Raw genomic sequence first — 23,293 nt, forward strand, 5'->3', positions numbered from 1 at the left:
CCGCTGACCGGATACGCGGTGGGATCGTGATCAGACTCGTGCCGCGAGGACGTCGAGCCCCACCTGCAGATTCCGGGCGAGGGCGTCGCGGTCGACCCGGATTCCCTCCTTCACGACCTCGCGGATGTCCGCATAGGCCTGCGGACTCTCGAGCGGGTCGGACCCGAGGATCAGCAGGTCCCCGATCTTGCCGGGCTCCAGCGTTCCCAGCCGATCCGCCACTCCGTAGGCCTCGGCGATGTAGGCGGTTGCCGAACGGAGTATCTCCATCATCCCCAGCCCCCGCTGCGCGGCGCCTCGGATCCAGTTGAGATGGCTGTATCCAAGCTGCACCGGAAGATCCGGCACCTCCGGGGACAGGGTTCCGGCCCGGAATCCCGGGTGCTCTGTGATCCGCGGTCCGTAGGCGAAGCCGTCGGTCGTGAGGAGCAGGCGTGCTCCGCGCGCGATCAAACCGCGCTGATTCCGGTCCGCGTTGACCCGCACGGGATGCATCCTGGCTGCGGCCGGAGCAGAGCCGCTCCAGGCCAGGTGCTCGTCCGTGCACACCAGCGCGGCGGTGGGGATCCCCTTCTGCGCGATCTGGTCGAGCAGTTCTTCGGGTGCGGGTCTGCCCACTGTCAGATCGCCGTGCTGGAGGAGGTCTACGCCGATGTCCGCCGAGATCCTCAGGCTGTCGACGGTCGTCGTGTGCGCCTGTGTGGGCTTCCCGTAGCTGTGCGCCGTGGCATGGATCGCCTCCTGCGCCTGCTCGGAGAACATCAGGAAGATCATCCCGCCCGCGGTGGCGAGGTGATCGGTCGCGGCCCATTTGATGAAGTCGACGCCCGTCTCCTCGATGTACTGCGCAGTGGCCTCGGCGATCTGAGCGACGGACATGGTGGCCAGGTGCGGGCCCATGCCCCGTTCCCACTCGCGGTTGATCGCCGCGACGGTGTCCCGGTGCAGGAAGTCGCCTGGCGCGACGAAGTCATCGGAGAGCGGACCTCCGAGGCCGATGATGTTGCCGGAACAGTAGATTCTCGACCCTGCAGCGGTTCCGCTGGCAATCGCGTCACGCACCCTCGTCGCCGGCCCCGCCGGCCCCCAGGTGTCGAACACCGTCGTCACCCCGTACTTCAGGGTGAGCTCCGCCGCCTCGAAGGCGAGTTCCTCATAGCGGCCCTGGAATTCCAGCAGGGTGTCGGGAGTGCGCGCCGCCACGAGGTGCACGTTCGCGTCCATGAGCCCCGGCACCACCCAGCGCCCGGTCCCGTCCAGCGTCTCAGCGCCCGGAGGAATCGCGACCTCCTGGTCCGGTCCGAGGGCCTCGATGCGACCGTCCTCGCCCATCACCACAGTCCCGCCCTGCAGCGGCGGCGCCCCGGTGGCGTCGATGATCGTCGCATTCCGAACTGCCAGTCCTGACATCTTCTCGTTCTCCTCGTTCTCCCGTGTGCCTGCTCGCGCGCTGCGCATGACCCGCTGTGGTCGCTCCTCAGCCGACCGCGTGCGCCCGTGCTCTCTCCTCCGCGACGATCTCCCGCACATCCGCGCGCAGCCGTTCGGCGTCATAGACGATCCCGTTCTTCACGGTGAACCTCACTGCCGCATGCCGGGCGCCCACCCCGTCTGCATAGCGCAGCGCACCGTGTGCGTACATGACCTTGAGGTTCTGCAGCGGGTTCTCGCTCAGGACGACGAGGTCCGCTCGCTTGCCCACCTCGACGGAGCCGGTCTCCCGGTCCAGCCCGGTGAGCTCCGCCCCTGAGAGGGTGGCCGCTCGGACGACCTCGAGCGGGTGGAACCCGGCTTCGCGCAGCAGCTCCAGCTCCTCGATGATGCCGAAGCCGAAGGTCTTGTAGATGAATCCGGAGTCGGATCCCGCCGTCACCCGACCCCCGAGATTCTTGTAGTCGTTCACCAGGGCCATCCACCTGACATAGGCCTGTCTCCAGGGGATCTCCTGCTCGGTGCCCCAGTCCCCGTACACGGAGCCATGGCTGTCGGGACTCGGTTCGAAGAAGTCCCAGAGCTGGGGAGCGGTGAACTCGCCGTGCCATTCCGAGCCGCGCACGCGAGCGGCGTCGCGGTGTCCGATGTAGATGTTGAAGGTCGGGCTCATGGTGAGGCCCAGCGAGACGAACTCCTCGAGGGTCTCCTGCCAGACCGGACTCCCGGGCGCCGCCGTCTGCAGCCAGAGAGGCCCGCCGCTGGCATAGCGCGCGGGCTCGTCGCTGTAGTTGTAGCCCGGCGGCAGGTCCTGGACGGTCCGGTCGCGGAACATCGCCTCGGGCAGGCCGTACCAGTGCTCGACGCTGCGCAGCCCCCAGCGCGCCGTCGTCATCGCATTCACCTGCCGGACGCGCCGCTGCTCATGATGGCAGGCGCTGTCGAGACCGAGCTCGTTGATCTCCCGCAGCGCCGCTTCGAACGCCCCGGGCTCGGCGCCGAAGAACTTCACGCCCGCAGCCCCGCGGCCGGCGATGCCCCGCACCCACTCGATGGCCTCCTCGGGCGCTGTGATGGGTCCGCGGCCGCCGAGGCCGAAGACGGGATTGGGCAGGATCCTGGGTGCGGTGATCGCGTCATCGGCACTGCGTTCGGCTTCATGCAGGGTGAAGTCCAGACCGTTGAGGCAGCCCACCTCGCGCACAGTCGTCACCCCGTGAGCGAGCCACAGCTTGTACACGTACTCGGCGCTCGGCGCCTGCGCGGCACTCCCGATATGGGCATGCGAGTCGACCAGCCCGGGCATCACATAGTGACCCTTCAGATCCAGGTGCAGCGCATCGGGATGCCTGTGCTCGAGGTCGCCGGAGCCTCCTAGGGACCGGGCGATGGGGTCCGTGCGGTCCGCTATCTCGACGATCCGCCCCTCGCTCAGCACGAGGTCGGCGGGACCGTAGGCCGGTGCCCCGGTGCCGTCGATGATCGTCACCCCTCGCATGACGACCGTCCGTCCCGCATGCGCGCCCTCCGCGCGGTCCGGGGCGGGAACCTGCCGCCTCGCGCTCGGGACCGGCGAGTGCCCGTGCCCGCCTTCCTGATCCTCACTGCACATGCATGCCCTCCTCAGAGCTCGATGGTCGGCCGCGCATCCGTGCGGCCGGACGGTGTGTCCGGTGCCTGCGGTTCACCCATCCGCGTCGACGGAGACCTCCAATGTCGAAGCGAGCAGCTTCCTGGTGTACGCGCTCGCCGGGTCGTCGAGCACCGCCGAGACCTCCCCCTGCTCCTGCACTCGCCCGCCCTGCAGCACGACCACGCGATCGGCGAAGCTTCTCACCAGGTGGAGGTCATGGGTGATGAAGACGCAGCTGAAGCCCATCTCCTCCTGCAGCTGAGCGAGGAGGACGAGGATGCGCTTCTGCACCGCCACGTCGAGCGCGCTCGTGGGCTCGTCCGCAATCAGCAGCTGCGGACGGCGGGCGATCGCGCGGGCGATGCCCACGCGCTGACGCTGACCTCCGGAGAGTTGATGCGGGAACAGTCCCGTCCACCCCGGGTCCAGACCCACGTGCTCCAGAAGCGCGGCCGCAGCGGCTTCCGAGACAGCGGACCGCTCAGCTCCTGCGAACCGTCGGGGAGCCAGAATCGAGTCGCCAATCGTCATCCGGGGATTGAGCGCGGAGGCGTTGTCCTGGAAGACGAAGGAGGTCGTGAGCACCCCCCGCACGTCACGAGGTCGCTCGATGCGCTTCCCCGCCAGCCTGGCCTCGTCGAACTCAGGCCTCAGCAGGCCGGTGAGGGCACGTCCCAGAGTCGACTTCCCCGAGCCGGATTCACCCACGACCGCGAGGGTCTCACCAACCCGCACGTCGATGTCGATCCCCTTGATGATCGGCTCCTGGCGGGCACGCATGCCCGGGTACCGTACCGACAGGCCGCGGAAGGACAGGAGCTCCTCCCGCGTCGCGGGAGACGCGGACGCTTCCGGTGCCCTCGAGACCTCAGGAGTCGGGCGTTCTTCCCGCCGCACCTGTGCACGGACGTCACCGATCTTCGAGTTGGACAGCAGCTTCTTCGTATAGGGAGCCCGCGGTGCCGTGAAGATGTCGCGCACCGATCCCGTCTCCACGATGGCTCCCTCGTGCATCACATTCACCCTGTCCGCGATATCGGCGACCACACCGAGATCGTGGGTGATCAGCAGCACCCCCATGTCCAGCTCGTCGCGCAGCTCCCGGATGAGCTGCAGGATCTCGGCCTGGACCGTCACGTCAAGGGCGGTCGTGGGCTCATCCGCGATGAGCAGGCGCGGCCTGTTCGCAATGGCCATCGCGATCATCACGCGCTGCCGCTGCCCACCGGAGAGCTCGTGCGGGAACTGGCGGAGCTTGAGCTCGGGATCGCGGATGTGCACCGCTTCAAGGAGTTCGGTCGCCCGGGCCCGCAGCGCTTCCCTGTCGCGGTCGCCGCCGCGCAGAGCCGAGACGATCTGCGCCCCGACGCGCAGCGCCGGGTTCAGCGCCGTCATGGGCTCCTGGAAGACCGTGCCGATCTCGCCGCCGCGGATCTCCCTCATCCGGTTCTCCGGCAGCGCTGACAGTTCTCTGCCGACGAATGTGATCGTGCCTGAGACGGCGGTGGTCTCGGGCAGCAGTCCGAGGACCGACATCGCCGTGGCGGACTTCCCGGACCCCGACTCTCCCACGAGCGCGGTGATCCGTCCCTGGTCCACCGAGAGCGAGACGCCGCGCACGGCCTCTTCGCCGCCCCCGAAGGACACCCGCAGACCGGAGACGTCCAGCAGCCGGGACATGTGATCATGCTCGGACATTTCTCACTCCACTTCTGGGATCGAGAGAGCGCTGCAGGCCGTCTCCCAGGACGCTGAAGGCCAGGATCATGATGACCACGGCGAGCGCGGGCGCCATGAGCACGGACGGGTTGCTCGCCATGAAGCGCGTCGCCTCGGCGACCATGGATCCCCACGACGGAGTGGGGGCGACCACTCCCAGGCCCAGATAGCTCAGTCCCGATTCGAGCAGGATCGAGGCGGCGATGATGAGGGTGAACTGCACGATGATCGGTGCAGAGATGTTGGGGAGAATGGTCCTCCAGATGATCCGAGCCGGTTTCGCCCCGTAGAGCACGTCCGCTTCCACGTACTCCTTCTCCCGCACCGAGAGGGTCTGCCCATAGGCGATGCGCGCGAAGGAGGGCATGAAGATCAGAGTGAGACCGATCGTCAGCGTCACGCTGCCCGGCCCGTAGAGGGTGACGACGAACAGCGCGAGCATGAGGGCCGGAATGGTCATGAGCACGTCCATCGCACGCATGGTGAGACTCCCGAGGAATCCCCCGAAGTATCCGCCGATCACCCCCAGGAGAGTGCCGAGCACGAGGGCGCCCAGCGTGGCCGACACCGCGATGAAGAGTTCGATGCGCGCACCGTAGATCAGACGGATGAGGATGTCGCGGCCGTACTGATCCGTCCCCAGGAGGTGCCCTTCGGAGCCGACCGGCAGGAAGCGGGCCTCGGTCTGTGCCACCGGAGACGCCGAGGAGACCTGTTCGATGAGGAGACTCGCCAGGACGACTGTGACGATGAGTGCGAGCGCGATCCAGTGGATCACCCTGAAACCGCCGAACGCGTGCGTGAGCGCGCGTTTCATGATCCGCTCCTAGCGCGAGGATCGAGGACGCCGTAGAGGTAGTCGACGATGATGTTGATGACGATGAAGATCGCAGACGTCACGAGGATGACCCCCTGGATGACGGGATAGTCGCGATGGGCGACGCTCTCGATGAGCAGTGAGCTCAGACCCGGCCAGTTGAAGACCTGTTCGACCAGGACCGTGGAGCCCACCAGCACTCCGATCTCCAAGCCGATCAGCGTGACCACCGGAGTGAGGGAGTTCCGGAGCACCGCCTGCAGCCAGAGCCGCACCGGCGAATGCCCCAGAGCCTTCGCGGTCCGGACCCAGTCCTGGCCGCGAGTCTCCAGGACCGAGCTGCGGGTCGCCCTCGCGAGGATGCAGATGAGTCCGATCGCGATGGTGAGCACGGGAAGGACGAGCAGCTGCACGTGCCGGCCCGGATCCTGCGACCACGAGGCGAAGCCCCCGGCCGGGAGCAGATGCAGCTTCACCGAGACGAAGTACACCAGCAGGGTTCCGGTCACGTAGACGGGTGCCGACAGTCCGAGTGAGGTGAAGGTCGAGAACACGGTCCCACCCCGGCGGTCCCGGGAGACGATCGCCGACAGGAGACCGATCGCCACCCCGGCGAGTGCTGAGAGGACAGCCGCAGCCCCCACGATCTCGAGGGTGTTCGGCAGGCGCGACGCGATCAGATCCATCACCGGCTGACGATGAACGAAGGAGGTGCCCAGATCACCGGTGAACATGCCGCCGAGGAAGGCGAGGAACTGGACCGCCAACGGTCGGTCCAGGCCCAGCTCCGCGCGCAGCGCCTCGACGGCCTCCTCGGATCCTCCGCCGGAATCGCCGCTGAGGAGAAGCCGCGCGGGGTCACCGGGCACCGATTGGATCATCACGAAGGTCAGGACGGCCACCGCGACCAGCAGTCCGACTCCGATCAGCAGGCGCCGGAAGAAGAACCCGATCGGGCCCGGCAGCCGGTCGAGCATGGTGCGCATCGCTCCGGCCCTCAGCTCAGACTGATGTGAGCGACGGAGACACCGGAGCCGAACACGATGAGCCCCGGCAGCGTCGAGAAGCCGCTCACCTTCTCGCTGTATGCGTAGGCCTGCTGACGCTGCATCATGACCGCATAGGGAGTGTCCTCCCGCAGCAGCTCGAATGCCCGCTGATAGCTCTCGATGCGCGCTTCGTCCGTTTCCGCAGCCCGACCGTCCTTGAGCAGCTGCGTCAGCTCCGCATTCTCGTAGCCCCACGGATGCACATAGGCCGGCGAGTCGACGAACCTGAGCAGATAGCTGGGGTCGGAGATCGTCGCGGAGATGGTGCCGATGCCGAGTTCGTACTCGCCCGTGAGCATGTTGTCCATCATGGTGGGCCAGTCCGGGAGCTCGAGCTCCGTGCGGATGCCCACCGCCTCCAGGTCCTGCTGCACGGAGATCGCGGTGTCCTGGACGAAGGCGTACTGCGAGGTTCCGAGGAGGGAGATGTCGAATCCGTCTTCGTGGCCGGCCTCGGCGAGGAGCTCCTTCGCACGTTCGGGGTCGTAGTCGTACATCTCGGTGACGGCGGGCGTGTCGAACTCACCGCCCTCCTCGACGATCTGGCCGAACACCGGCTCCGCATAGCCGGAGAAGACGTTCTCGACGACTTTCTCCCGATCGATCGCATAGGCGATGGCCTCTCGGACGAGCGGGTCGTTCAACGGCTCCGCCTCGAAGTTGAACTGCACATCGAGGCCCGGGCCCGCCTTGCCGTCCACGGTGAATCCCGCCTGCTCCAGCTGGTCGAAGCTTTCCCACGGCACGTAGTCGATCAGGTCGACGTCTCCGCCCTGCAGCGCGTTCACCCGTGATGCTCCGTCGGCGTAGTAGACGAGTTCGACACCGTCGAGGGCGACCTCCTGCGCATGCGCATACCCGTCGAACTTCTCCAGCGTCATACCGACGCCGGACTGCTGATCGACCACGGAGAACGGCCCCGCCCCCACGTCGCTCTCCGCCTCGGGGTCCAGAGCGGCCTCAGGAAGGATCGGGGTGCTGACATCGGCGAGGGTCTGGAGAAATGCGGAACTGGCCTCTTTGAGAACGACTGTGAACTCCCCGGCCTCACCGGCCTCGACCGCCTCGATGTTGGCATAGGCCTCGGCCTGCGCAGACCCGTTCTCCGGATCGGCGAAGTACTCCCAGCTGCTCCTCACACTGTCAACGGTGAGCTCAGTGCCATCGTGGAAGGTGAGACCTTCCGGGAGGACGAAGCTGTACTCCGTGGGCGAGATCTGCTCATAGGATTCCGCGAGCGCAGGCACCAGCTGAGCTTCGCTGTCGTACGTCATCAGCCCGCGATGCAGAAGACTGTTCGCAGTCGCCCCCAAGTTCCCCTGTTCCTGTCCTGCTTTCAGCACCGGAACCTCGCCGCTGATGCCGAAGCGCAGGGTCTGTTCGGACTGCCCGTCTCCGCCGCCGGAACCGCACCCCGCGAGCAGGACGGTGCCGGTCAGCGATGCCGCGAGCGCGGTGTGCCAGAGTCTGCGTCTCATCGTTCCGTGTTCCCTTCGCTTCCCCATCGAAGCTCTGCCAGTGGTGGACATCACGCTACCCATCCGGGAAGATATTTGGCAAGACATATGCTGATGCAAGTTTTTGAAAGAAGGTTTTCATAATGTATCGGTCGATGCTCACGCTCATCCCCGCCCCCGGACGAACAGCCGAAGTGATCGAGGCATACCGGGAGCTGAAGGTGCTGGAACAGGCGATCGAGCTCTGCGGGGCGCTCAGCGGCGAGCTCTCAGTCGCGGAGGACGACACCATCGCCGTCCTCGCGCTATGGCCGACAGAGCAGGACTATCAGGGCTGGCTGGAGCACCCGGCACGAGCGGAGATCGGCGCAGCGATGGAGACGCTGGTAACCACGAGCACAAGCCGGACGGGCAGGATCAGCCTCTCAGCGCACAGCGGTGCTGGGGAGAAGTGAACGAACTCCGGGCTGGGCGCTCATCCGTGCCCGTGGCCGAAGAACCTGCCCCATTCCTTCTCAGCGTCCTCCACCGCACGGCCGGATGCATCTTCATCGATGCTCTGCAGTTCAGCGACGACGGCATGCACCGCTGAAGTCACAACCGTGAGGGAGGGAGTGAAGCCGACCGCCTCCGTGGGTATCCGAACCACCTCGAGACAGCGTTCCTCGATCTCGCGGGGGATGTTCTCGCCGAAGAGGATCACTGAGCGCCCTCGCTCCGCACAGGAGTCGACGATCGCCTTCGTCTGGCTGTAGACACGCCAGAAGTTGATCACGATCACAAGATCACCCGCCCTCAGATGGGCGATCGCGTTGGAGACCTGAGCAGATTCGACGAGAGGCCGGACATCGTATCCGTACAGTTCCGCGGAGTGCGACAGCACCTGCCCGATTCCGCTGTAGCTGCCCCGCCCCACCACGAAGGTGCGTTCGCTCTCGGCTATGTGGCGAGCCACTCGCGCGAGCTTGGCGAAGTCTGCCGAGTTCGCGAACGCACTGAGATTGTCGCGGTCGCGCATGACCCACTCCCTGGCCGGCCTGGCCTCGGTCCCCTGCCTGTGCGCAGAGATCTCCGCCACGGACAGCGACGAGATGTACACAGCCCTGAGCTCGTCCTGAAAGGACGGCCAGCCCGCGAAGCCCATGCTCTGCGCCGTTCGCGTGATCGTGCTGATGCTGACCCCGGCCTTCTCCGCCACCACGCCCACTGAACCATAGGACGCGAGTCGAGGGTTCACCGAGATCGTATGCAGGACGGCCGCGATCTTCTTGGACACCTTCCTGCCCGCGGCAAGTCCCTGCAGCCATCCCTCAACGCCGTGCGCGACCTGCTGATCCTCCATGTCCACCCTGCCTGTCCCTGTCCGCCCGCCGGGCTCTGAGCATCGGGGAACGGAGCCGCACCGCGTCCGATGACCCATACTTACGCTTTGGCGGAGACGGGTGTCAAGGGAGGCTCATCGGTTCCGTGCCCGTCCGTATGGCACAGCACGGAAGCACGGGAATACACTGTGCCTCACACCACTGCTCCGGCAGATGATGTGCAGTGAGCGGCCCACCGTCCGCGCCCGTATGCCAGCGGGAGGGCGCACGCCAGCCGCCATCGCACCCGTCCACCCGCACCGAAAGGCACGGCTTTGTCCCCTCAGCCCCTCCCTGCCTCGGCATCGCCGCACCGCTCACCGGATCTCCTGGCCTCCACGGACGTCCCGGGCCTCGCGAACACGCCCATCCTCTGGATCCTCGCCCTGGCCGTCCTGAGCGTGGTGGGCATCCAGTCCGCAATCTACATGGTCGCGGTCCGCAGGAACGCCGAGGCCGCAGACATGTCCCCGCGCGAGGTCAACAGAGCCTTCCGCGCCGGCGGCATCGCGGCCATCGGTCCCTCCCTCGCAGTCGTCCTCGTCGCCGTAGCCCTCCTGCCCCTCTTCGGCACTCCCCCGGTGCTGGTGCGGATCGGCCTGATCGGCTCGGCCGCCACCGAGGTCGCCTCCGCCGAGCTCGCCGCGCAGACGATGGGCTCGGGCCTCAGCGGCGACGGCTACACCACCGACGTCTTCGTCGTCGCCCTCATGGCGATGAGCCTCTCCGGTGCCGGCTGGATGCTCGCCACCCTCATCCTCACCCCCGTGCTCAAGACGGGCTCGGCGAAGCTCCAGAAGGTCAATCCGGCGCTCATGTCCATCGTCCCGGGAGCGGCGCTGCTCGCGGCGTTCGCCGCGCTCGCGATGACGGAGCTGCCCAAATCGGGAGTGCACGCCGTCGCGGTCGCCGTCTCCGCCGTCATCATGGCGGTCTGCCTCCTGATCGCCAACAGGCTCAGGGCGGCCTGGCTCAAGGAGTGGGCGCTCGGCTTCGCGATCGTCGGCGCGCTCACCGTCGCATACTTCGTCCACCACGCAGGCTGATCGAGGAGCATCCCATGTCAGCGAACTCAGACGCCCAGCCCCAGGCGGTCCCCGCACGCCTCGCCGCGATGGACCAGGCCTACACAGTCACCACCAACCGGTGGGGGCGGATCACCATGATCATCAGCCTCCTGCTGGCGACCTCGGTCCCCTTCTACCTCCTCTTCTTCGGCGGGGTGAGCGTGACGGGAGCGCAGGTGCTCACCGGATTCCTCGCCGTCGCCGCGACCTACGGCGTCTTCTGGATCGTAGAGCCGGTCACCTACTACCCCATCCTCGGGCCCGCAGGCATGTACCAGGCGTTCATGATCGGCAACATCTCGAACAAGCTGCTGCCCTCGGCGATCGTGGCGCAGTCGTCGATCAACGCCAGGCCAGGCACCCGCAAGGCCGAGTTCGCCGCGACCGCGGCCATATGCGGCGCCGCCGCGGTCCATGTCGTCTCCCTCCTCCTGCTGGTGGGCCTGCTCGGCACATGGCTGGTCTCCATCACGCCGCCGGAGATCACGGAGGTCGCCCGCCTCTACATCCTCCCCGCGATCCTCGGCGGCATCGTCGTCCAGCTCATCGCCACCCTCAAGCAGATCAAGGCCGCCCTCATCGCGATGGCGATCGCTGCGGCGATGGTGTTCGGCGTCCTGCCGTTCGTCCCCGCGCTGGCCGGATTCAACACCGGCATCGTGGTGCTGCTGACCATCGTCGTGGTCTGGTTCGCCCGCCCCAGGAGCATGCGCGGAGCGCGCACCCGCGCCGATGGGGACGAGGAGACCATCGGCATCGCATGAGAGCCCGCCGGCCGCTGCAGGAGTGCGCCGCGACCGGCCGTCAGAGGCCCGCAGACAGCCAGACACCCCCGGAGAGAAGGAGCACACAGACATGACCCTGCCCACCACGATCCTCGACGACCTCGCCGCCGGCATGGACGACCTGGAGACGCTGTACCGCGAGTTCCACCAGATGCCGGAGCTCTCGATGGAGGAGCATCGGACCGCGGAGAAGATCTCCGAGCACCTCCGCGGCCTCGGCCTCGAGCCCTTCCTGTGCGGCGGCACAGGTGTCGTGGCAGAGCTGCGGAACGGCGAGGGCCCCGTCGTCGCCTACCGCGCGGACACCGACGGCCTGCCCATCGAGGAGGACACCGGTCTGCCCTACGCCTCGACGGCCACCGGCGTGCTGCCCGACGGCACGGAGACGAAGGTCATGCACGGCTGCGGCCATGACACGCACATCAGCACGGGCCTCGAGCTCGCGCGACTGCTCACGGAGCACCGCGATGCCTGGTCCGGAACCGTGGTCTTCCTCTTCCAGCCGGGTGAGGAGACCAGTGCCGGTGCCGTCGCGATGGTCGAGGACGACCTCTGGGACAGGGTCTCCGTGCCCGAGGTCGCCTACGGCCAGCACGTGTGGCCGGGGGTCGCGGGGACGGTGAACGTCTCCGTCGGCACTGCGATGGCGATGGCCGATTCGCTGGAGGTGACGGTCCACGGCAGGCAGGCCCACGGTTCGCAGCCCGAGGCCTCGATCGATCCCATCGTGCTCGGTGCGCACATGGTGACGCGGCTGCAGACGGTGGTCTCCCGGGAGATCTCCGGATCCGATATGGCGGTGGTCACGGTCGGCACGTTCCATGCCGGCACCAAGGAGAACATCATCCCGGACCGGGCGGTCTTCAAAATCAACATCCGCACCTTCGAGCCGGCGGTGCGGGACAAGGTCCTCGAAGCGGTGAAGCGGATCCTCGAGGGCGAGGCCCTCGCCTCCGGCGCGCCTGCGCCCACCGTGAGGGAGATGTACAGGTTCCCCCGCTGCTTCAACGACGAGGCCGAGGCCCGGAGCCTCATCGGAGCGCTCCGCGCCGAGCTGGGCGAGGATGCCGTGCGCGAGACCCCGCCGGTCACCGGCAGCGAGGACTTCGGCGTCTTCCCCGACTCGCTCGGCATCCCCGGGGTGTACTGGTTCTTCGGGGGCTACTCGGCCGAGACCGTGGAGAACGGCATCCCGGGCGGAAACCACTCCCCCTTCTTCGGACCCGACGATGTGCGCACCTCGCTGACCACCTCCGTCCGCGCCGGCCTGACGGCGATCCTCAGCCGCGTGGGGGTGTGAGGCCAGCGCGGGGACCGGCCCTCGCGCGCTGAAGGACGGCGACGCCGGGGAGAGCTCCGAGTTCTTCCCGGCGCCTGTTTCTGTGCGAAGCTCGCCGCCGCGGCACAGACGGATACCCAGCTCTCCCGCCACTCTGAATCCGCCGTCCTGCCCGAATGTCGGCAAAGCCCGAGATCGCATTAAAGTACCAGCAGAACCACCTTTCCCTTGTTCGACGGAAGGCGACCGCACATGGCCATCTTGACTCCGGCAGAGCGGATCAACCGAGCCGGCTCACTGGTCGCTGCGGCGATCTCCCCCGCTGTGGCTGTCAATGCGCCCACGCAGGGTGAAGCCGACTCCTGGCTCCCCCTGTTCGAGGCGGCCGACAAGGTGGACGGCAGATCCGCACGTCCCCGCAGCATGGCCGATGTCAGGGTGTTGCTGCAGGTGCTCACGAGATACTGGAAGCACTTCCGCCAGCCCACGAAGCCCAGCCAGACTCGCTCTGCGGTCTTCCTGCTGGACACCCTCAACCGGGCCGCGCACGTACCGGCCGAGATCACGCTGATACATCTCACCACCTTCCTCGGCACCGCGCACGACCTCGCGAGAAGTCTCGGAGCAGATCCCGCAGTCATCGCGGAGATCAACAGGCAGCATCTTGACGCGGCCCAGGACCACGTGACTGCGACCGCCGCGGCTGATGGAGCAGATGCTCCTGGGCAGACCCGCCGGCAGGCGGAACCGGAGGTCCTCACTGCAACGGCACCACCGTCACCGCAGCCCGAGAGCACCGTCCCGCACTCTGTGACGGCAGCATCCGAGGACAAGCGGGCCGGTCGCCGGAACAAGGACCGGGAGGAAGAGCTCATCGAGCGGTTCTACCCCTATATCCCCGGGAGCCCGGAGGGGCTGGACTGTTCGGTGATCTCAGCGGGGCACCTTCACGTGGTCGTGTTCTACCGCCGCGACCTCAATTTCGCGCTCACACACAACCGGGTCAGCGTCTTCGCCGGGATGGGTGCGGTCTGGCTGCCACCGGAACCTGAGCCCGAGGGCACCGCTCCGGAACTCAAGGAGCGGACTCGCACGGTCACAGGACTTCGCGCGCAGTTCGGGCCCGGGCTCTCCGCCGAACAGGTCACGGGCAGCGGCCCCGCTGAGGCAGGCGCCGGAACTACCGCATGGGAAGGACCGCAGTTCAGCCTCAGCCCCGGCGAGGAATGGCACGCTGAGCCCTCGGATCTCGCCTGGAACCTCCCTCCTGCTCAGTTCGCTCGCGTCGAGGAGGCAACCGAGACCAGTATCGAGCTGCACTTCGATCTCGATGGAGCGCCGGTCTCCCGCTCCATCCCGATCCGAGTCCTCGCCCACGACGAGTGGACGCCCACCGCGGTGCCGGAGATCATCGCCGCCTTCGTCCGCCCGCGGGCCGAGGCCGTCCGCACTGTCATCTCCACCGCCTCGGATCTTCTCGCAGAGCGCACGGGCAGTCCGTCCATCGTCGGGTACCAGGAGGATTCGGAACGGGTCGTCGAGACTGCCAGAGCACTCTACGATGCGGTGCGCAGCCTCGAGATCAGGTACTCGGAGCCCCCGGCTTCCTTCGAACGACACGGCCAGAAGATCCGCACCTCCGACACCGTCGTCCGCGACCGGTTCGGCACCTGTCTCGACACCACGGTGCTCTTCGCCGCTGCGCTCGAGGAGGCGGGTCTCCACGCGTACGTCCTCCTGCTCAAGGGGCACGCGATGGTCGGGTTCGCTCGCCGGGAGATCACGACGGAGATGGTCGTGTCCGAACCGGGCACGCTCAGCAACCTCTTCGGCAGCAATGTCTTCGTCCCCATCGAGACGACGGTGTGCACGGCTGGGAGCAGCGCGAGCTTCGATGACGCGGTGCGGGCCGGATTCATACGCTGTGCAGACGGACGCGCGGTGCGGGCAGCGGTGAGCATCCAGGCCGCGCACAGGAGGATCCGCCCGCTACCGGCCATAGTGGAAGGGAGCGGAGACCGCACCATAGTCGTAGTGGAGAACCGGGCGGGTCGCGACCGCGTCGTGACGGCGGACCTCCCGCCCGCGGATCGCGTGACCGGTGAGACCAAGCATCTCCTGGGAGAACAGCTCCCCTACCGGGTGCAGCGGTGGCGATCTGACCTGCTGGACCTATCCTTCCGGAATCCGCTGCTCAGGCTCAGCGACTCCCGCGGTCTCTCCTTCATACTTGCCGATGACGATCTCGGGCCACTCGAGGACAGGCTCGCAGGGAACCAATCCGTGCCGCTCACTCCGCACGATCACATCGATCCCATCGACCTCCAGCGCGGGCTGAGCTCTGCCGCGGAGTACGACAGCGTTCAACTCTCCCGACTCTTCCGCGAAGAAGCCCGCACATACGTCCGCGCACATCGATCCAGCACTCTGAACAAGCTCACGCGGCTGCGGCGTGAGGCCAAGACGATCCGGGAGGACACCGGCGCCAATGCCCTCTATGTGAGCCTGGGTCTCCTCAAGTGGAAGTCCGCGGGCCAAGGCAGCACGGTGAAGGAGGGGAGGAGCCCTCTGTTCCTCCTTCCCGTCGAGCTCAAGGGGAGCAGAACGCGCCCGTACTCCATCCACATGGAGCCCAACGCGGAGGTGCAGGCCAACCAGTGCCTCATCGAGAAGCTGCGGCAGGAGTACGGACTCGTGCTGCCGCAGCTGGAGAACCCTCCCGCGGATGACGCAGGGATCGACCTCGCGCAGGTTTTCCGCGAGCTCAGGGAGTTGTTCCTCGAGAAGGGACTCGATTTCTCCGTGGAGAGCCGCGCCCATCTCGCGATCCTGCAGTTCGCCACCCTCGACATGTGGCGCGACGTGGGCGAGAACTGGGAGAGCCTGGCGCACAATCCTGTCGTCGGCCACTTCGTCCACCGGCCGAGCGAACTGTTCACTGATGCGGTGGAGAGCCGACCGCTCAGAGCTGCAGACGAAGCCGATTCCTACCTCCCCGTACCGGCCGATGGCAGTCAGCTGGAAGCCATCAAGGCAGCCTCGGCAGGAGCCAGCTTCGTCCTTGAGGGGCCTCCCGGGACAGGCAAATCGCAGACGATCACGAACATGATCGCGGACGGGCTCGCGCGGGGCCGCACCATCCTCTTCGTCGCGGAGAAGCAGGCTGCCCTCTCCGTGGTCCACGACCGTCTGAGAAGGATCGGCCTCGAACCGCTCACGCTCAACGTGCACGGGAAGGACCAGTCGATCAACCTCATCAGAGAGCAGATCAGACAGTCGATCCAGGCCGACCCGAAGGGAAACGCAGCAGCCTTCGACGCACAGCGGGGAATCCTCCGCACCCGCATCGAGGATCTCGGAGACTATCCGGCCAGGCTTCACGACGGCGGGACCGGTGCCACGATCTGGGACCGGTACCAGCACTGTCTCCTCCTGGAGCAGAACCGCCAGGTTCCGGCGGACTGGAATCCCGAAGACGTGCGCGTCGGTGCCGAAACTCTGCAGCTGGGACCACGGGTGCTCCAGAGCCTCGCCAACAGCGTCCACCATGCGGCACGTGCGGCGGTCGGAAGCCGCCTGCCGCACGCCTGGAGCTTCATCGGAGACCTGCAGGGCTCCGGATCGCCAGGCGCAGAAGAGCCCACGGACGTGCTGCTCACATGCGCACGGGAGGTCACCCGGGCATTGGACGACCTCCCACGCCCGCTGAGCGACCTCCTCGACCGGATGGACGCCGAACAGACGAGCCGGCTCGAGGCCTGGCTGGCCGATCTGCCGAGCGGGAGAGCCGTGCTGCCGCACAGGCTGGGCGCTCCCCGGATGACCGCAGAGGATCTGCATGCCCGCACGGCGCTGCTGGAAGGGTTCCTCCGCAGATGGGCGACCGAAAGCCCCCGCCTGACCCGGGATGCAATGCATGCCGATGTCGACAGGCTGCAGTCTGAGCTCGACACCGCAGTGGGCGCATCGTTGTTCAGGCGCGGGCGTCTCACACAGAACGCCCTCGGGAAGATCACCGCGCTCGCGAGCGAGGACCATCGCGACTGGGTCACCCAGGACCCTCAGCGCTTCCTCACACAGCTTCGGACACTCCAGCGGGACCATGCGGAGACACGAGCACGGCTTGCGCATGGGATCGGCGGGCTCGAGCATGCCGACCTCTTCGATCCGGGCGTCGCCGGCGTCCTCGCGCAGCAGACCCAGGACGCTCGGGACTACGAGGCTCACGCGGCGCTCACACGGGCGTTCCTGCAGGCGGTACCCGACTCAGGCACGGTCCTCGACGCCCTCGTCCAGGCAGATCCGACCGGCGCACTGCAGGGGCGCCTGGGGCAGTCCGTCGAGCGGTTCCGCACGGCGTGGACCGGCCTGTGCGAAGCCTCCGGAGCCACTGCTTCCTCGCTCCGCGCGTGGCAGGGAGAACACGCGCTCCTCGCGCGAATCCGCGAATGCACACCCATCTGGCTCGAGACCGAGGCCGATCAGCGCGCCCGGCACCACTTCCAGCGGCAGGTGGAACTCCATCAGGCTCTCCGCGCCCTCACCGACGCGGGTCTGCGCCATGAGGCCGAGGCCATCCATGCGGGACACGGGACCTCCGGCCTCGCCGAGGCCGTCATCCTCGCCGTCGAACGGCAGAATCTGGAGGCACAGCTGAGAGACAGCCGCTTCGACGTCTTCAGCCCCGAGGACCGTGCCGGCCAGGTCGAACAGTACATCGAGATCTCCCGCGATCTCAAGCTTCGGATGCGGAGCGAGCTTCCCGCCAGGCTGATGCATGAACGGCGCACCGCTGCGCGGGTGAGCGTAGGACTGCGCAAGGAGATCGACCGCAAGCGAGGCGGGTCCATCAGGCAGCTGTTCGAGCACTACGGACAGGAGATCCTCAATCTCACACCCGTTGTGCTCATGAGTCCCGCCTCCGTGGCGCGCTTTCTGCCCGCGGACCAGCCTCATTTCGATACCGTCATCTTCGACGAGGCCTCGCAGGTGAAAGTCGCCGATGCGATCGGTGCACTGGGACGTGCGGACGCAGCTGTCATCGTGGGCGACTCCAAGCAGATGCCGCCCAGCAGCCTGTTCAACGGAGACGGCGGGAGCGCCGAGGACGAGGAACTCGCACCGGCTGCCTCCGAGGACACGGGCGTCCAGTTCGCTGCGACCGACCAGGAATCAATCCTCTCCGAGGCAGTGAGCTCCGGCCTCCTGCAGCGCTGGCTCTCCTGGCACTACAGGTCGCAGCACGAAAGCCTCATCAGCTTCTCGAACATGAAGTACTACAGCGGCGAGCTGAACGTGTTCCCGGGCCCGCCGGAGGAGCGGCCCGGTCTGGGCATCCGCGCCGTCTTCGTCGGCGGCACCTTCGAACGAGGCAGGACCCGCACCAACTCCGAAGAAGCCGAAGCCATCGTCGATGACATCACTAGCCGACTCGCGACAGATCCACAGGCGTCACTCGGAGTGGTCACCTTCAACATGCAGCAGCGGGATCTCATCCTCGACCGCCTCGAGCAGTCCGGCTCCGCCGCTGTGCAGAGGGCGCTGGAACGCGACACGGAGCCCCTCTTCGTCAAGAACCTAGAGAACGTCCAAGGCGATGAGCGCGATGTCATCCTGTTCTCCATCGCCTTCGCCAAGGATCCCGAGACCGGGGTGCTCAGCCACAACTTCGGACCGCTCAACGCCAGCGGCGGGGAACGCAGGCTCAATGTCGCGGTCACGCGAGCACGGCGGCAGGTGGTTCTCTTCACCTCTCTGAGGTCCATTGAGATCGACCCCCGAAAGACTCGCGCAGAGGGTCTGCTGCATCTGAAGGAGTACCTCGCGTACGCAGAGCACGGCACGCTGCACGCGTCCTCCGGCGCACAGCAGTTCGAGAGCGTCGACCTCTACCGGCGGGAGCTCCTCTCGGCGCTTCGAGCCGAGGGACTCGAAGTGGTGGAGGACATCGGCACGTCCAGATTCCGCGTCGATCTGGCAGTCCGAGCCGGAACCGACCTCGGCTGGCTCGCGCTCGTCCTGGACTCTCCGGAGTGGGCGTCCAGACTCACGACCGCGGACAGGGAGTCCCTGCCCTCGGAGATACTGCAGCGGACACTGGGCTGGCAGGACACCATGCAGGTGTACCTCCCTGCCTGGATCGGCGATCCAGGCGCAGTGGTCCGCCAGATCAAGGAAAGAGCGCAGAGCCTGGTGCCCCAACCCAAGCAGGATTCCGCACTCCCTGCCGAGGGTGCTCCCGGTCCCCCACACCTGGATTCCGCTGTGCACCCTCACACTGCTTCGGAGGAGACCTCCGGACCCGATGATGCGCAGTCCCCGGACGTTGTCTCCCATGCCGACCATGACATCGATCCGCTGGCACCGATGCGGAGCATGACCGCAGCCGAGGCGAGCATCGAACAGAAGGCGGCACCCGTCTCCCCAGCGGACAGGTCGGGCCAACACCCCTTCATCGAAGCCTCCGATGAGCAGGTGCATGACCAGCAGTGCCTCGACGGTGATCTCACGCCGGAGGTGCGTGGTCTCGTGCGCGAGGAGCTCCGCCAGATCATCGAGCTCGAAGGCCCGGTGGAAGAGAGCCGCCTGGTGCGGATCGTCGTGAGAAGATTCGGGCGCTCCCGCATAACGGAGGCCGTCCGGAAAAAGATCCTCGATTGCACCCCGTACAGTCCCGCTCCCGACTCGGAGAAGGGCAGATGCTTCTACTGGCCCGAGGGCCTCAACCCCGAGACGTACAGCGGGTACCGGCCTCGCTCTCCTGAAGAGGGCACGGTGGATGTGCACGAGATCAGCATTGAAGAACTCGCCAATGCGATGCTCGCGGAGCTCTCGGAGACCGGTCCGATGCCGACGGACTCGCTCCTGCGCGAGACGATGGCGGTCTTCGGATGGGCTCGCCTGAGGAGCAATATCCGCAGTCGGCTGGAAAGGGCGCTGAAGATCCTCATGTACTCGAAAAGGGTGCGGCTCGACAACGAGCTGATCGCTCTCACAGACCCAGGCCAGGGAGAAACCTCGGCCGTCCTGGTCTGACGCCGACTTCGGGCACCACGAGGCAGATGCACCTCACCAACAGGTGCATCCGTCGCCGTTGCAGGGACTGTCCCTGCAACGGCGACAGAGACCTTATTCGCTCAGTTTCTCACCAGCCTCATCGCGCAGACAGGCCTCGACGGCGCGCTCCGTCTCCACGACGAATCTCTGCCACGAGGGCAGCTGTGCGATCGGCCCGTCCAGCTCAATGTTCTCCAAGAGCTGCTCGCGGTGAGCATCGAAACGCTGCTTCGTCTTCTTCTGCGCTTTAGCGCCCTCCTTCCCGGCAAGGACGAGGGCCATCCGTAGCACCTCCTTGGGGCTGGCCGTCTCCTCGATCCGACTCACCGGCGGCAGCTTCAGCTGTTCCCTGCTGCGATAGGTCTTCTCCGACCGTCCCACCACCGACTGAATGAGCTCCTCATCGGCGAGCATCCAGGCTTCAGTTTCCTGCACCGGGATCACCGGGATGATGCGCTCCGTCTCACCCAGCACCGTCGTCGCAGCGTGCATGATCTCCTTTTCGACACCTGTGTGATCTCGACTGTCCGAGTCATGATGGACGAACACCAGATTCGGCAGCTCCGCGCCCTCACTGCGCACCGCTTCAAGCTGGGCGGCGGGACGACCTCTGTACGTCCGTCGGTCTCCCGTGATGGCGAAGACCGCGTTGCCTGCGCATCTCTCGATCAGTTTGCGGATGACATCGACCAAGGCGTCATCCGTTGCTCCCTCACGCACCAGCAGGAAGGTGAGCGTCTTCCCCTCCGTCATGCGCTCTGCTCCAAAAGGCTCCTGTTAGGGAGGGTGCCCCCACGAAGCTGCGGGCCATTCTCTCTGAATGACAAATACCCTTCCACGGAATCGCGCGATATCGGTTACGGGTCCCCATGCGTATCGCCGCGATCCCGAGTGGCACCGTCCCGCCAGGTTCCGGCAGGCGCTCCGAACACGAGCGACTCCGCGAATCCCCCGTCCACCCGCCGCGAAGAAGCCACTGCCACGAGGATCTCGGAGTCATCGTGCTCGGCAACGAAATGAGGCGAATGGGTGTTGACGATCACCTGTCGCAGCGGGTTGTCCGCGTCTGGGGGAAACTCCGGATCATAGGCGAGGTCGTGAAGAACCTGCGCCATATCTGGGAGCTTCTCGGGGTGGATGCCGTTCTCCGGCTCTTCCATGCAGATGAGGTGGCCGAACGAGGTGTCAAGCTGGATGATTGCGAGAGCGAGGAAGCGCAATGTGCCCTCTGACAGCGCCCGTGCTGGCAGGTCAGGTCCCTCTCCCACACGGGCCGTCAGCGTCACGACCCTCCGCACCTGGTCCACGTCTGCGCGCACCTCACGCACATTGGTGAGGGCCGCAGCTCCCGCCCGGACCTGGGATTCGGCCTCCTCATCCGTTTCCATAAGGCGCGCGAGGGCAATCGCCAGATGTGCGCCGTTCGCCCCAACCCCCGCAGACTCTGCCACATCATCGGGTGAACGCATCGCCGAGGGTTCGAGCGCCAGTTTCCGCCACCCCTCCATTTCCCGACGCGCTGCAAGTACCGTCGGCAGCTCGCCGGTGTTCGCTGTGGAGACCACAGTGCGCTGCGTCGATTCGGTGTTCACGAGGCGGGGGCGGCCGCTGCCCTTCGCGAACCCTTTGATCACGGTGGTTCCCTCAGAATCACCCATTTCGATATACGGATTACGGGCTTTGCCTTTGACGAGCTCTTGGACGCGGGACGACATCGAGTCCTTAGGGAGCCACTGCAGCCGAGCTTTCGCACTCGCCCTAGTCAACGGGACGAGTTCCTCGCGCTCGAGGACCATCCGGTTAACGGTTACACCGCCTGGCCCAGACTCGGGTCTCAACGAGAAGACGAGTTCATAGCGCACGTAGGTGCTGGCAGCATCTACCCGCTGGCCGAAGTCGTCGATCACCTGCGACGGCAGAAGCATCTCTGCAGCTATCGTCATCTGCGCATAGGAGCCGTCTGCTCGCCGGTAGAAGAGCAGCTCGGGATCGGGCGAGGCATCCCCACCCGAACGAATCCTCTGTGCGGCTTCGACGAAGCTCGAAGAAGCGAGGGCGGACATGAATTCGATGACATCGAACAAGTTGGACTTGCCGACAGCGTTGGGACCGGCGATGCACGTATAAGGGCCGAAGTCCACGGCAACGCCGAACAGGTTCTTGAACCCGTCGATCTCGAGGCGTGTGAGCATGCCCCCAGTGTCGCACGAGGCGACATCACCCCTCACACGTGCGCGAACATCTTGCCCGGGTTGAGGATGCCGTGGGGATCGAGGGCGTCCTTGACCGCCCGCTGTGCCCACCGGGATCCCTCGTCGAGCTCCTTCGCGAGCCAGCGCGCCTTGAGGTGGCCCACTCCGTGCTCGCCGGTGATGGTGCCGCCAAGCTCCAGGCCGATCCCCATGATCTCCTCGAACGCCGCCTGCGCCCGCCGCGTCTCCGCCGCATCAGCGGCGTCGAAGAACACCGAGGGATGGGTGTTCCCGTCACCGGCATGGGCCACGAGGGCGATCGTGAGACCGGTCTCCTCCCGCACTGCGGCGAGGCGGTCGCAGAACTCCGGCATCGCCGCCCGCGGCACGCACACATCGTCGAGCAGCTGTCCGCCGCCGTGGGCGTGCGCGAACTTCTCATACGCCGGCTGGATCATCCTGCGGGCGGCGATGAGCGCGGCGGAGTCCGCGGGATCGTCGGAGACGGCCACGTCGAGGGCGCCCGCGGCCTCGGCCACCGCCTGGAACTGCTCCAGCATGGCCGCGGCCTCGGCCGGCGCCTGATCGAACTGCACCAGCAGCATGGAGCCCGCTTCCTCGTCCAGGCCGAAGTCTCCGTAGCCGGCCAGCATGCGGATGCTCGTGCCGTCGAGGAACTCGAAGAGGCTGGGCTGTCCGCCCGCGGCCATGAAGTCCGCCACCGTCTGCAGGCCGGAGCGCTCGTCCGGGAAGATGCCGATGGCCGTGACCGGCTCCGGCATGAGCGGGATGAGCCGCAGCGTCGCCTCGACCACGACGCCGAGCGTGCCCTCCGAGCCGATGAACAGCCCGCGCATGTCCAGCCCCGCCACGCCCTTGGCCGTCTGCGGCCCGAAGGTCGTCCGCGTGCCGTCGGCGAGCACCACGTCGATGCTGCGCACGTAGTCGCGCGTGACCCCGTACTTCACACAGCACAGGCCGCCGGCGTTGGTCGCGATGTTGCCGCCGATCGAGGAGATCGCGACCGAACCGGGGTCCGGCGGATAGGACAGGCCGAACGGCCGCAGGTGGTCCTTGAGCACCTGGTTGATGATGCCCGGCTGCACCCGCACGGTGCGCTCGGCAGTGTTGACCTCCAGCACCTCATCCATCGCCGCGACGTTGAGCAGGATCGCACCCTCGCTCGCGTTCGCCCCGCCGGAGATCCCCGTCCGTGCCCCCTGCGGGACCACCGGGATGCGGTGCTCGTTCGCGAATCGCAGGGTGGCCTGCACATCCTCCGGCGTCTTCGCCCGCACCAGCGCCACCGCGCCGTCGTGCGGGCAGAACAGGGCCTCGTCCTTGGAGTGCGCGCCGATGACGTCCGGATCGAGCACCAGGACGCCGTCGCCGAGGCGGGGGCCGAGCTGCTCGGCGATCTGTGCCTGGTCCATGGGGTCTCCTTCAT

General features: G+C 66.7%; 15 protein-coding genes. 5 read left to right on the forward strand and 10 right to left on the reverse strand.

Annotation, left to right across the window (positions count from 1 at the left end; genetic code table 11):
- Positions 1-30: 30 nt before the first annotated feature.
- The 6 genes from K318_RS0115470 to K318_RS0115495 all read right to left on the reverse strand — a co-directional run bounded on the left by K318_RS0115470 (position 31) and on the right by K318_RS0115495 (position 8,127).
- Complete coding sequence (locus K318_RS0115470) at positions 31-1,410, reverse strand: amidohydrolase family protein (RefSeq protein WP_169721481.1); 1,380 nt, start codon at positions 1,408-1,410, stop codon at positions 31-33.
- Positions 1,411-1,477: 67 nt separating this feature from the next.
- A complete protein-coding gene (locus tag K318_RS22425) occupies positions 1,478-3,043 on the reverse strand; it encodes an amidohydrolase family protein (RefSeq protein ID WP_084500310.1) in 1,566 nt (521 codons plus the stop codon).
- Positions 3,044-3,115: 72 nt separating this feature from the next.
- On the reverse strand, positions 3,116-4,762 hold the full coding sequence (locus K318_RS0115480; protein ID WP_051298093.1) for an ATP-binding cassette domain-containing protein: 1,647 nt from the start codon (positions 4,760-4,762) through the stop codon (positions 3,116-3,118).
- A complete protein-coding gene (locus K318_RS0115485) occupies positions 4,749-5,600 on the reverse strand; it encodes an ABC transporter permease (protein WP_029090150.1) in 852 nt (283 codons plus the stop codon). Before K318_RS0115485 ends, K318_RS0115480 begins: the two co-directional genes overlap by 14 nt.
- Positions 5,597-6,586, reverse strand: a complete 990-nt coding sequence (locus K318_RS0115490; RefSeq protein WP_051298094.1) for an ABC transporter permease — start codon at positions 6,584-6,586, stop codon at positions 5,597-5,599. The genes K318_RS0115485 and K318_RS0115490 overlap by 4 nt, the downstream gene beginning before the upstream one ends.
- An 11-nt stretch (positions 6,587-6,597) precedes the next feature.
- Positions 6,598-8,127 (reverse strand): ABC transporter substrate-binding protein, encoded by a 1,530-nt coding sequence (locus tag K318_RS0115495; RefSeq protein WP_029090152.1) that lies wholly within the window; start codon positions 8,125-8,127, stop codon positions 6,598-6,600.
- A 134-nt stretch (positions 8,128-8,261) separates the two neighbouring features.
- Between K318_RS0115495 and K318_RS0115500 the strand changes: the two genes are divergently transcribed.
- Positions 8,262-8,561, forward strand: coding sequence for an antibiotic biosynthesis monooxygenase family protein (locus tag K318_RS0115500; protein WP_156914070.1), 300 nt, complete (start codon positions 8,262-8,264; stop codon positions 8,559-8,561).
- Between the two features lie 20 nt (positions 8,562-8,581).
- Here the strand turns inward: K318_RS0115500 and K318_RS0115505 are convergent, their stop codons facing one another.
- Positions 8,582-9,448: a MurR/RpiR family transcriptional regulator gene (locus tag K318_RS0115505; protein ID WP_035282506.1), complete on the reverse strand. Its 867-nt coding sequence runs from the start codon at positions 9,446-9,448 to the stop codon at positions 8,582-8,584.
- 294 nt (positions 9,449-9,742) lie between these two features.
- On the opposite strand from K318_RS0115505, the gene K318_RS0115510 reads away from it, so the two are divergent.
- The 4 genes from K318_RS0115510 to K318_RS0115525 all read left to right on the forward strand — a co-directional run bounded on the left by K318_RS0115510 (position 9,743) and on the right by K318_RS0115525 (position 19,633).
- Positions 9,743-10,513 carry a DUF5058 family protein gene (locus tag K318_RS0115510; protein WP_029090155.1) on the forward strand — a complete coding sequence of 257 codons (771 nt, stop codon included), beginning with the start codon at positions 9,743-9,745 and terminating at the stop codon, positions 10,511-10,513.
- Between the two features lie 14 nt (positions 10,514-10,527).
- Positions 10,528-11,298, forward strand: a complete 771-nt coding sequence (locus K318_RS22430) for a hypothetical protein (protein WP_051298095.1) — start codon at positions 10,528-10,530, stop codon at positions 11,296-11,298.
- 91 nt (positions 11,299-11,389) lie between these two features.
- On the forward strand, positions 11,390-12,619 hold the full coding sequence (locus K318_RS0115520; RefSeq protein ID WP_029090156.1) for an amidohydrolase: 1,230 nt from the start codon (positions 11,390-11,392) through the stop codon (positions 12,617-12,619).
- 231 nt (positions 12,620-12,850) lie between these two features.
- Positions 12,851-19,633 (forward strand): DUF4011 domain-containing protein, encoded by a 6,783-nt coding sequence (locus K318_RS0115525; protein ID WP_029090157.1) that lies wholly within the window; start codon positions 12,851-12,853, stop codon positions 19,631-19,633.
- A 93-nt stretch (positions 19,634-19,726) separates the two neighbouring features.
- Here the strand turns inward: K318_RS0115525 and K318_RS22435 are convergent, their stop codons facing one another.
- The 3 genes from K318_RS22435 to K318_RS0115540 form a co-directional block, all read right to left on the reverse strand.
- Positions 19,727-20,407 carry a DUF4276 family protein gene (locus tag K318_RS22435; RefSeq protein ID WP_035282160.1) on the reverse strand — a complete coding sequence of 227 codons (681 nt, stop codon included), beginning with the start codon at positions 20,405-20,407 and terminating at the stop codon, positions 19,727-19,729.
- Positions 20,408-20,511: 104 nt separating this feature from the next.
- Positions 20,512-21,846 (reverse strand): AAA family ATPase, encoded by a 1,335-nt coding sequence (locus K318_RS22440; protein ID WP_156914071.1) that lies wholly within the window; start codon positions 21,844-21,846, stop codon positions 20,512-20,514.
- Between the two features lie 32 nt (positions 21,847-21,878).
- Complete coding sequence (locus K318_RS0115540) at positions 21,879-23,279, reverse strand: FAD-binding oxidoreductase (RefSeq protein WP_029090158.1); 1,401 nt, start codon at positions 23,277-23,279, stop codon at positions 21,879-21,881.
- Between the last annotated feature and the right edge of the window lie 14 nt (positions 23,280-23,293).

Origin of the sequence: Brevibacterium album DSM 18261, from assembly GCF_000426445.1 — a bacterium.
In the GTDB taxonomy this organism is placed as follows: domain Bacteria; phylum Actinomycetota; class Actinomycetes; order Actinomycetales; family Brevibacteriaceae; genus Brevibacterium; species Brevibacterium album.

Coding starts and splice junctions, on each gene's coding strand:
- K318_RS0115480 (WP_051298093.1), bottom strand. CDS start 4,762: ATGTCCGAGCATGATCACATGTCCCGGCTGCTGGACGTCTCCGGTCTG.
- K318_RS0115490 (WP_051298094.1), bottom strand. CDS start 6,586: ATGCGCACCATGCTCGACCGGCTGCCGGGCCCGATCGGGTTCTTCTTC.
- K318_RS0115495 (WP_029090152.1), bottom strand. CDS start 8,127: ATGAGACGCAGACTCTGGCACACCGCGCTCGCGGCATCGCTGACCGGC.
- K318_RS22435 (WP_035282160.1), bottom strand. CDS start 20,407: ATGACGGAGGGGAAGACGCTCACCTTCCTGCTGGTGCGTGAGGGAGCA.
- K318_RS0115540 (WP_029090158.1), bottom strand. CDS start 23,279: ATGGACCAGGCACAGATCGCCGAGCAGCTCGGCCCCCGCCTCGGCGAC.
- K318_RS22430 (WP_051298095.1), top strand. CDS start 10,528: ATGTCAGCGAACTCAGACGCCCAGCCCCAGGCGGTCCCCGCACGCCTC.
- K318_RS0115520 (WP_029090156.1), top strand. CDS start 11,390: ATGACCCTGCCCACCACGATCCTCGACGACCTCGCCGCCGGCATGGAC.
- K318_RS0115500 (WP_156914070.1), top strand. CDS start 8,262: ATGCTCACGCTCATCCCCGCCCCCGGACGAACAGCCGAAGTGATCGAG.
- K318_RS0115505 (WP_035282506.1), bottom strand. CDS start 9,448: ATGGAGGATCAGCAGGTCGCGCACGGCGTTGAGGGATGGCTGCAGGGA.
- K318_RS22440 (WP_156914071.1), bottom strand. CDS start 21,846: ATGCTCACACGCCTCGAGATCGACGGGTTCAAGAACCTGTTCGGCGTT.
- K318_RS22425 (WP_084500310.1), bottom strand. CDS start 3,043: ATGTGCAGTGAGGATCAGGAAGGCGGGCACGGGCACTCGCCGGTCCCG.
- K318_RS0115470 (WP_169721481.1), bottom strand. CDS start 1,410: ATGTCAGGACTGGCAGTTCGGAATGCGACGATCATCGACGCCACCGGG.
- K318_RS0115525 (WP_029090157.1), top strand. CDS start 12,851: ATGGCCATCTTGACTCCGGCAGAGCGGATCAACCGAGCCGGCTCACTG.
- K318_RS0115485 (WP_029090150.1), bottom strand. CDS start 5,600: ATGAAACGCGCGCTCACGCACGCGTTCGGCGGTTTCAGGGTGATCCAC.